Raw genomic sequence first — 9,348 nt, forward strand, 5'->3', positions numbered from 1 at the left:
GCCCCCTCCGCGCCGCCTTCGAGACGGCGGAGGCGGGCGACACTTCCGCGCTGCCGCCGGCCATCGCGGCCTACAAGGCCCGGCTCTCGGCCGAGGCGCCCAAGGTCGCGACCCGCAAGGCCTCGGAAATGGCGCTCGGCGTGGTCAATGAGGCGCTGCCCTTCTCGGTCGGCGGCTCGGCCGACCTGACCGGCTCGAACCTGACCCGCTCGAAGGGGATGGTGTCGGTCGCGCCGGGCGCCTTCGCGGGCTCCTACATCCATTACGGCATCCGCGAGCACGGGATGGCCGCGGCGATGAACGGGATCGCGCTGCACGGCGGCCTGCGGCCCTATGGCGGCACCTTCATGGCCTTCGCCGACTATTGCCGGCCCTCGATCCGGCTGTCGGCGCTGATGGGCGTGCCCGTCACCTATGTCATGACCCACGATTCCATCGGCCTCGGCGAGGATGGGCCCACGCACCAGCCGGTCGAGCATCTGGCGAGCCTGCGCGCGATCCCGAACCTTGCGGTGATCCGGCCCGCGGATGCGGTCGAGACCGCCGAGGCCTGGGAGATCGCCATGACGGCTGCGGCCACGCCCACGCTTCTGGTGCTGTCGCGCCAGAACCTGCCCACGGTGCGGACCGAGCATCGGGACGAGAACCTGACCGCCCGCGGCGCCTATCTCCTGCGGGATCCGGGCGACCGGCAGGTGACGCTGATCGCAACCGGGTCGGAGCTGGAGCTGGCGCTGGCCGCGGCGGATCTTCTGGAAGCCGAAGGCATCGCCGCCGCCGTGGTCTCGGCGCCCTGTTTCGAGCTCTTCGCCGCGCAGCCCGTAGATTACCGGGCGAAGGTTCTGGGACAGGCGCCCCGCGTGGGCTGCGAGGCCGCGCTGCGGCAGGGGTGGGATCTCTTCCTCGCGCCGCAGGACGGGTTCGTGGGCATGACGGGCTTCGGCGCCTCGGCGCCCGCGCCCGCGCTCTATCACCATTTCAACATCACCGCCGAAGCCATTGCCGGGGCGGCAAAAGAACGGATCTGAGGGAAGAGGGATGACAGTCAGGGTTGCCATCAACGGCTTCGGCCGTATCGGCCGCAACGTGCTGCGCGCGATCGTGGAATCGGGGCGCACCGACATCGAGGTGGTCGCGATCAACGATCTGGGTCCGGTCGAGACCAATGCGCATTTGCTGCGCTTCGACAGCGTGCACGGCCGCTTCCCGGCCAAGGTCACCAGCGGCGACGACTGGATCGATGTGGGCCGCGGCCCGATCAAGGTGACGGCCATCCGCAATCCGGCGGAGTTGCCCTGGGCGGGCGTCGATGTGGCGATGGAATGCACGGGCATCTTCACCACGAAGGAGAAGGCGGCGGCGCATCTCCGGAACGGGGCGAAGCGGGTGCTGGTCTCGGCGCCCTGCGACGGGGCCGACCGCACCATCGTCTATGGGGTGAACCATGCAACGTTGACGGCCGAGGACATGGTGGTCTCGAACGCCTCCTGCACCACGAACTGCCTCTCGCCGGTGGCCAAGGTGCTTCACGATGCGATCGGCATCGCCAAGGGCTTCATGACCACGATCCACAGCTATACAGGCGACCAGCCCACGCTCGACACGATGCACAAGGATCTCTACCGCGCGCGGGCCGCGGCGCTGAGCATGATCCCGACCTCGACCGGCGCCGCGAAGGCCGTGGGGCTCGTGCTGCCCGAGCTCAAGGGCCGGCTCGACGGCGTGTCGATCCGGGTGCCCACGCCCAACGTCTCGGTGGTGGATCTGGTGTTCGAGGCCGCCCGCGACACGACGGTCGAGGAGGTGAATGCGGCCATCGAGGCCGCCGCCCGCGGCCCGCTGAAGGGCGTGCTGGGCTATACGACCGAGCCCAACGTCTCGTCCGATTTCAACCACGATCCGCATTCGTCGGTGTTCCACATGGACCAGACCAAGGTGATGGAGGGCCGAATGGTCCGCATCCTCAGCTGGTACGACAACGAATGGGGCTTCTCGAACCGGATGGCCGACACCGCCGTGGCGATGGGCCGGCTTCTCTGACCAAGCCGGGGGGCGCTGCCCCCCGGACCCCCCGGGATATTTCGGCCAGAATGAAAGGGCCGACAGGCAAGGACTTCACCCATGGCACTCATCACGCTTCGCCAGCTTCTCGATCACGCGGCCGAACATGGCTACGGCGTTCCCGCCTTCAACATCAACAACATGGAGCAGGGTCTCGCGATCTTGGAGGCGGCGCGCGCCTGCGACGCGCCCGTCATCATCCAGGCCAGCCGCGGCGCGCGGAGCTATGCCAACGACATCATGCTGGCCAAGATGATCGAGGCGCTGGCCGCGATCTATCCCGAGATCCCGCTCTGCATGCATCAGGACCACGGCAACAACGAAGCCACCTGCATGACCGCGATCCGGCACGGCTTCACCTCGGTGATGATGGACGGCTCGCTGAAGGCCGACGCGAAGACCCCGGCGGACTATGACTACAACGTGGACATCACCGCCCGCGTGAGCCAGATGGCGCATTGGGTGGGGGCCTCGGTCGAGGGCGAGCTGGGCGTTCTGGGCAGCCTCGAGACCGGCGAGAGCGAGGCCGAGGACGGGCATGGCGCGGAAGGCAAGCTCGATCACAGCCAGCTGCTGACCGACCCGGATCAGGCGGTCGATTTCGTGAAGAAGACCCAGGTCGATGCGCTGGCCATCGCCTGCGGCACCTCGCACGGCGCCTACAAGTTCAGCCGCAAGCCCGACGGCGAGATCCTCGCCATGTCGGTAATCGAGGCGATCCACAGGAAGCTGCCCGACACCCATCTCGTGATGCACGGCTCGTCCTCGGTGCCGCAGGAGCTGCAGGACATCATCAACGAATACGGCGGCGCCATGCCGCAGACCTTCGGCGTGCCGGTGGAGGAGATCGTGCGCGGCATCAGGATGGGCGTGCGCAAGGTCAATATCGACACCGACTGCCGCATGGCGATGACGGGCCAGTTCCGCCGCATCGCGCAACAGACCCCCTCCGAGTTCGATCCGCGCAAGTTCCTGAAGCCTGCGATGGATGCGATGCGCGACCTCTGCAAGCAGCGGCTGGAAGCCTTCGGCACCGCAGGCCAGGCCGGGAAGATCAAGATCATCCCGATGGACGATATGGCCAAACGCTATGCCAGCGGCGCGCTTGCGCCCAAGACCGCCTGAAAAGCCCCGTGTGAAAGGATACGATCATGGACCAGTCCAACCGCTACGCCCGGCTTGATCTGAAGGAAGCCGATCTGATCGAGGGCGGCCGTCACGTTCTCTGCGCCTATGTCATGAAGCCCAAGGCGGGCTACGGCTATCTGGAGACGGCGGCGCATTTCGCGGCCGAAAGCTCGACCGGCACCAATGTCGAGGTCTCGACCACCGACGATTTCACCCGCGGCGTCGATGCGCTCGTCTACGAGATCGACCCGGAGAAGGAGATCATGAAGATCGCCTATCCGGTCGAGCTCTTCGACCGAAACATCATCGACGGGCGGGCGATGCTCTGTTCGTTCCTGACGCTGACGATCGGCAACAACCAGGGCATGGGCGATGTCGAATATGCCAAGATGCACGATTTCTACGTGCCGCCCTGCTATCTGCGCCTGTTCGACGGCCCCTCGATGAACATCGCCGACATGTGGCGCGTGCTGGGGCGCGATGTGCGCAACGGCGGCATGGTGGTGGGCACCATCATCAAGCCGAAGCTCGGGCTGCGACCGAAACCTTTTGCCGATGCCTGCCACGAATTCTGGCTGGGCGGCGACTTCATCAAGAACGACGAGCCGCAGGGCAACCAGACCTTCGCGCCGCTGAAGGAGACGATCCGCCTCGTGGCCGATGCGATGAAGCGCGCGCAGGACGAGACCGGCGAGGCCAAGCTCTTCTCGGCCAACATCACCGCGGACGACCATTACGAGATGGTGGCGCGGGGGGAATATATCCTCGAGACCTTCGGCGAGAATGCCGATCATGTGGCCTTCCTCGTCGACGGCTATGTGACGGGCCCCGCGGCCATCACCACCGCGCGGCGTCAGTTCCCGCGTCAGTTCCTGCATTATCACCGGGCGGGGCACGGCGCCGTCACCTCGCCGCAGTCGATGCGGGGCTATACGGCCTTCGTGCTCTCGAAGATGGCGCGGTTGCAGGGGGCCTCGGGCATCCACACCGGCACCATGGGCTATGGCAAGATGGAGGGCGAGGCGGCCGACAAGATCATGGCCTACATGCTGACCGACGATGCGGCCGAGGGGCCCTTCTACCGTCAGGACTGGCTGGGGCTGAAGGCCACGACGCCCATCATCTCGGGCGGCATGAACGCGCTGAGGCTGCCGGGCTTCTTCGACAATCTCGGCCATTCCAACGTGATCCAGACCTCGGGCGGCGGCGCCTTCGGCCATCTCGACGGCGGCACGGCGGGGGCGAAGTCGCTGCGCCAGTCGCACGAGGCCTGGATGGCGGGGGTGGATCTCGTGACCTACGCCCGCGAGCACCGCGAGCTTGCCCGTGCCTTCGAGAGCTTCCCGGCGGATGCCGACAAGTTCTATCCGGGCTGGCGCGACCGGCTGCAGCGCGCGGCCTGAGGCGCGCCTCAGGAGACAGGGGCCGGGCGGCATCCGCCCGGCCGCGGGCTTTTGCAGGATGAGGCTCGCCGCGGACGGCGGGTCACTCGCCCAGTGCGATCCCCTCGCGGCGGGGATCGGCACCGCCCTGCAACCTCTCGCCCAGCGAGATCGCATGGAGGCCCGAGGTCAGGTCCACCGGCTTCACCTCGTAGCCCAGATCGGCGAGCGGCTGGCTCAGCGCCTCGGCGCGGGTGCCGGCCTCGATCTGGAACGGCCCGAAATTGTTCACGAGATGCGGCATGGCCACCGCCTGCTGCACATCCATGCCCCAATCGAGATGGGCGATCAGCGTCTGCGCCACATAGCCGATGATCGTGGAGCCGCCGGGGCTGCCCACCGCCAGCACGGGCTTGCCGTCCCGGAGCACGATGGTGGGCGCCATCGAGGAGCGCGGGCGCTTGCCGGGCTCGACCCGGTTCGCGATGGGCCAGCCCTCCGCATGGGTGCGGAAGGAGAAGTCGGTGAGCTCGTTGTTCAGGAGGAACCCGTTCGTCATCAGCCGCGAGCCGAAGCCGTTCTCGATGGTCGTCGTCATCGAGAGCACGTTGCCCGCCGCATCGACGATGGAGATATGCGAGGTCGAGGGCAATTCGAGGCTCTCGTCGGGGGCGAGAAGCCCCGCGTGATCCCATTCGGGCGTGCCGGCCGCCACCTCGGGCAGCGCATCGTCGCCCCGCAGAAGCTCGGCCCGGGCGGCGAGATAGGCGGGATCGAGCAGCCCCTCGACGGGCACCGGCACGAAATCGCTGTCGGCCATGTAGCGGCCGCGGTCGGTGAAGGCGAGGCGGGTCGCATCGCCGATCAGCCGCCAGCTCTCGGCCGTCTCGGGCCCGAGGGCGGCCAGATCGTAGGGTTCGAGCGCGCCGAGGATCAGCCCCACGGTCAGCGCCCCCGACGAGGGCGGGCCCATGCCGCAGATGTCGGCACCGCGGTAGTCGGCACAGACGGGCGGGCGCTCCACCACGCGGTAGGAGGCCAGATCCTCGAGCGCGAGCACGCCTGGATTGCCCTCGGCGCCGCGGACGGTGGCCACGATCTCCTCGGCGATGGGGCCGCGGTAGAAGGCATCCGCCCCTTCGGCCGCAAGACGGCGGAGGGTTTCGGCATAGTCGGGGTTCTTCAGCAGGGCCCCTGCCTCGAGCGGTCGGCCCTCGGGCAGGAAATAGGCGGCGGTGGCGGGAAAGCGCGAGAGGCCCTCGGGATCCTCGGCCACGAGACCTGCGAGACGGGGCGAGACCGCAAAGCCGTCCTCGGCCAGACGGATGGCCGGATCGAAGAGGCTGGACCAGCCGGACTTGCCCCAGCGCCGGTGCGCCTCCTCGAGCAGAAGCGGCGTGCCGGGCGTGCCCACGGACCGGCCGCCCACCACCGCGTCGAGAAACTCCAGCGGTTCGCCCTCGGGCGTCTGGAAGAGCTGCGGGGTCGCGGCCCGCGGCGCGGTCTCGCGCGCATCGAGCGTGGTGAGGGCGCCGGTCGCCGCGTCGAACCAGACGAGGAAGGCGCCGCCGCCGAGCCCCGAGGATTGCGGCTCGACCAGCCCCAGCACGGTCTGCACCGCGATCATGGCATCGGCCGCGCTGCCGCCGCTGCGCAGGATCTCGGCTCCGGCCTCGACGGCAAGCGGGTTCGCGGCCACCACCATCCAGTCCTGCGCCTCGACGGGCCGTCCCGCGTCGCGCGCCTCCATCGCCGCGGCTGCTGTGGGCGGGAGGGCCCCGAAAGCCTCGGGCGCGGTGGGCGCCTCGGGGGCGAGCGTGTCGCTGGCCTGTTGCGCGAAGGCGGGCAGGGCGGAGGCGAGGAACAGGGCGAGCGTGCGGACCATGGGCGTCTCCTTTCCGGGGCCCTATCAACTGGCCCGTGCGGACGCCGGGTCAAGCGCAACCGGCGCCTGTCCCGAACCGAAAGGCCCGATGCGGCTTCGCGCTCAGGGCCGGATGCGCCAGCCCGAGCGGAAGATCCACCAGATCGCGCCCAGGCAGAGCGCGGTGAAGGCGAAGATCGCCACGAGGCTCACCGCCACCGGCACGTCCGCCGTGTCGAAGAAGGACCAGCGGAAGACCGACATCAGATAGACCACCGGATTGAAGAGCGCGATTGTCTGCCAAGGCCCCGGCAGCATCTCGATGCTGTAGAAGCTGCCGCCGAGGAAGATCAGCGGCGTCAGCACGAGCAGCGGGATGAGCTGCAACTGCTGGAAATCCTTGGCCCAGATCCCGATGATGAAGCCGAAGAGCGAGAAGCTGAGGCTGGTCAGCGCCAGAAGCGCCAGCATGGCCAGCGGATGGGCGATGGGCAGATCGACGAAGAGGAAGGCGGTGGCGAGGATCACGAGCCCGATCAGGATCGACTTGCCCGCCGCCGCCCCCACGAAGCCCGTCACGATCTCGGTGAAGCCGATGGGGGCCGCCAGCAGCTCCTGCATCGTGCCGATGAATTTCGGGAAATGGATCGCGAAGGAGGCATTGGCCACCGACTGCGTGACCACCGTCAGCATGATGAGGCCCGGCACGATGAAGGCGCCGTAGCTCACGCCGCCCACCGTCTCGATCCGGCTGCCGATGGCCGCGCCGAAGACGACGAAATAGAGCGAGGTCGAGATGACGGGCGAGGCCAGCGACTCGAGGATGGTGCGGAAGAAGCGCGCCATCTCCTTGGCGAAGATCACCCGGACAGCCTGAAGGTTCATCGTCCCGCCCTCACCAGATCCACGAAGATGTCCTCGAGGCTGCTCTGCCGCGTGGCGATGTCGGCGATGGGCAGGCCCGCCGCGCGCATCTCGGTCAGGAGCGTCACGATGCCCGTCCGCTCCTGCGTGGCATCGTAGCTGTAGACGAGGCTCAGCCCGCCGGTCCCGAGCGTGAGCCCGCGCCCCGCCAGCGCCTCGGGCACCGCCGCGATGGGCTGCGCCAGATCCACCTTCAGCTCCTTGCGGCCCATCCGCGCCATCAGGCTCGCCTTGTCCTCGACCAGAAGGATCTCGCCGCCGGCGATGATCCCCACGCGGTCGGCGATGGCCTCGGCCTCCTCGATGTAATGGGTGGTCAGGATGATGGTCACGCCCTGCGCCCGCAGATCCTCGACCACCGCCCACATGTCCTTGCGCAGTTCCACATCGACGCCGGCCGTGGGCTCGTCGAGAAAGAGCACCCGCGGCTCGTGCGCCAGCGCCTTGGCGATCAGCACCCGCCGTTTCATCCCGCCCGACAGCGGCTGGATCGCGCTGTCCTTCTTGTCCCAGAGCGACAGCTGGCGCAGCACGCGCTCGACATGGGCGGGGTCCGGCGGCTTGCCATAGAGCCCGCGGGCGTAGCTCACGCTGCGGAACACCTTCTCGAAGGGCTCGAGCGCGATCTCCTGCGGCACGAGGCCGATCATCGCGCGCGCCGCGCGCCAGTCCGAGGCGATGTCGTGGCCGCCCACCGTGACCTGCCCCGAGGTCGGGCGCACGATGCCGCAGATCGTCGAGATGAGCGTGGTCTTGCCGGCGCCGTTCGGGCCGAGGAGCGCGAGGATCTCGCCCTCCCGGATGTCGAGGCTCACGGATTTCAGCGCCCGGAAGCCGGTGTCGTAGGTCTTCACCAGATCGCGGACGGAGACGATGGCGGTCATGTGGTCTCCGAAACTGGCGGGCGACGGGCCCGGCCTCTGCGGCGCACCGCAGCGCCGGAGGGCGACTTAGGGCGCGGCGGGAGCCGAACAAGGGCCCGGCGTCCCGCCCGCCTGCGCCGCAGGATGCCCCTACCTAAGGTGGAGGGCAAGACGGTGGCCATGGCCCCGCGCCTCTGACAGAGTTCGGGGACGCCACGCGGATCTGGGAGGAGACTCGTGAACGTCATGGACACCCACCCCGACGGCCGGGCGATCGCGCATCTGGCCGAGCGGATCCGGGCGGGGCTGATCGGCCACGAGATCCTCGTCGAGCGGCTGATGACCGCGCTTCTGACCGGGGGGCATGTGCTGATCGAGGGGGCGCCGGGGCTCGCCAAGACCCGTGCCGTCAAGCGGCTGGCGCAGGGGCTCGACGGCAGCTTCGCCCGCATCCAGTGCACGCCCGATCTCATGCCCTCGGATCTCACCGGCACGCAGGTCTTCCGCCGCCAGAGCGAGAGCTTCGACTTCGTGCCGGGGCCGATCTTCCATTCCCTCGTGCTGGTGGACGAGATCAACCGCGCGCCGCCCAAGGTGCAGTCGGCCCTGCTCGAGGCCATGGCCGAGGGGCAGGTCACGGCGGGCGGCGTCACGCGGCCCCTGCCGGACCCGTTCATGGTGGTCGCGACCCAGAACCCGATCGAGCACGAAGGCACCTTCCCCTTGCCCGAGGCGCAGCTCGACCGGTTCCTGCTCCATGTGGATCTGGCCCTGCCGGGGGCCGAGGCAGAGCGCGCGATCCTCGATCTGGTCGAGGGCGAGGCGCGGGAGGCCGCGCTGCCCGCGGGCAAGCCGCTCGAGCTGGCCGAGCTTCGGCGGGCGCGGGCGGCGGTGGCGGGCATCCATCTTGCGCCCGCGCTCAGGGATTTCATCGTGCGGCTCGTGATCGCCACCCGCGAGACCGAAGGCTCGCCGCTCGAGGGGCTGATCGAACATGCGGTCTCGCCGCGGGGAACGCTGGCGCTTGCGGCCTCGGCCCGGGCGCGGGCGCTCCTGCACGGGCGCGACCATGCGCTGCCCGAGGATGTCGAGGCGCTGGCGCCCGATGCGCTCGCCCACCGGCTGG

General features: G+C 68.8%; 8 protein-coding genes. 5 read left to right on the forward strand and 3 right to left on the reverse strand.

Annotated features, from left to right (window positions below; translation table 11 throughout):
• The 4 genes from A9O63_RS07220 to A9O63_RS07235 all read left to right on the forward strand — a co-directional run.
• Positions 1–1,028: transketolase-like TK C-terminal-containing protein (locus A9O63_RS07220; protein ID WP_328585897.1), on the forward strand; the 1,028-nt coding region annotated here is incomplete at its 5' end.
• A gap of 10 nt (positions 1,029–1,038) precedes the next feature.
• Positions 1,039–2,040 carry a type I glyceraldehyde-3-phosphate dehydrogenase gene (gap, locus tag A9O63_RS07225; protein ID WP_069331320.1) on the forward strand — a complete coding sequence of 334 codons (1,002 nt, stop codon included), beginning with the start codon at positions 1,039–1,041 and terminating at the stop codon, positions 2,038–2,040.
• A gap of 81 nt (positions 2,041–2,121) precedes the next feature.
• Positions 2,122–3,186 carry a class II fructose-bisphosphate aldolase gene (gene fba / locus A9O63_RS07230; protein ID WP_069331321.1) on the forward strand — a complete coding sequence of 355 codons (1,065 nt, stop codon included), beginning with the start codon at positions 2,122–2,124 and terminating at the stop codon, positions 3,184–3,186.
• A gap of 26 nt (positions 3,187–3,212) precedes the next feature.
• Positions 3,213–4,592 carry a ribulose-bisphosphate carboxylase gene (locus tag A9O63_RS07235; RefSeq protein WP_069331322.1) on the forward strand — a complete coding sequence of 460 codons (1,380 nt, stop codon included), beginning with the start codon at positions 3,213–3,215 and terminating at the stop codon, positions 4,590–4,592.
• 82 nt (positions 4,593–4,674) lie between these two features.
• On the opposite strand, the gene ggt is transcribed toward A9O63_RS07235, so the two are convergent.
• The 3 genes from ggt to A9O63_RS07250 form a co-directional block, all read right to left on the reverse strand.
• Positions 4,675–6,456 (reverse strand): gamma-glutamyltransferase, encoded by a 1,782-nt coding sequence (gene ggt, locus A9O63_RS07240; RefSeq protein WP_069331323.1) that lies wholly within the window; start codon positions 6,454–6,456, stop codon positions 4,675–4,677.
• 102 nt (positions 6,457–6,558) lie between these two features.
• The gene (locus A9O63_RS07245; RefSeq protein ID WP_069331324.1) at positions 6,559–7,320 is read right to left on the reverse strand and encodes an ABC transporter permease; all 762 of its coding nucleotides are present in this window, start codon (positions 7,318–7,320) and stop codon (positions 6,559–6,561) included.
• Entirely contained in the window at positions 7,317–8,243 is a 927-nt protein-coding gene (locus A9O63_RS07250; protein WP_069331325.1) for an ABC transporter ATP-binding protein, read from the reverse strand. The genes A9O63_RS07245 and A9O63_RS07250 overlap by 4 nt, the downstream gene beginning before the upstream one ends.
• A 216-nt stretch (positions 8,244–8,459) precedes the next feature.
• Here A9O63_RS07250 and A9O63_RS07255 point away from each other — a divergent pair.
• Positions 8,460–9,348: AAA family ATPase (locus A9O63_RS07255; RefSeq protein WP_069331326.1), on the forward strand; the 889-nt coding region annotated here is incomplete at its 3' end.

Origin of the sequence: Cereibacter johrii (assembly GCF_001720585.1) — a bacterium.
GTDB classification, from domain to species: Bacteria; Pseudomonadota; Alphaproteobacteria; order Rhodobacterales; family Rhodobacteraceae; genus Cereibacter_A; species Cereibacter_A johrii.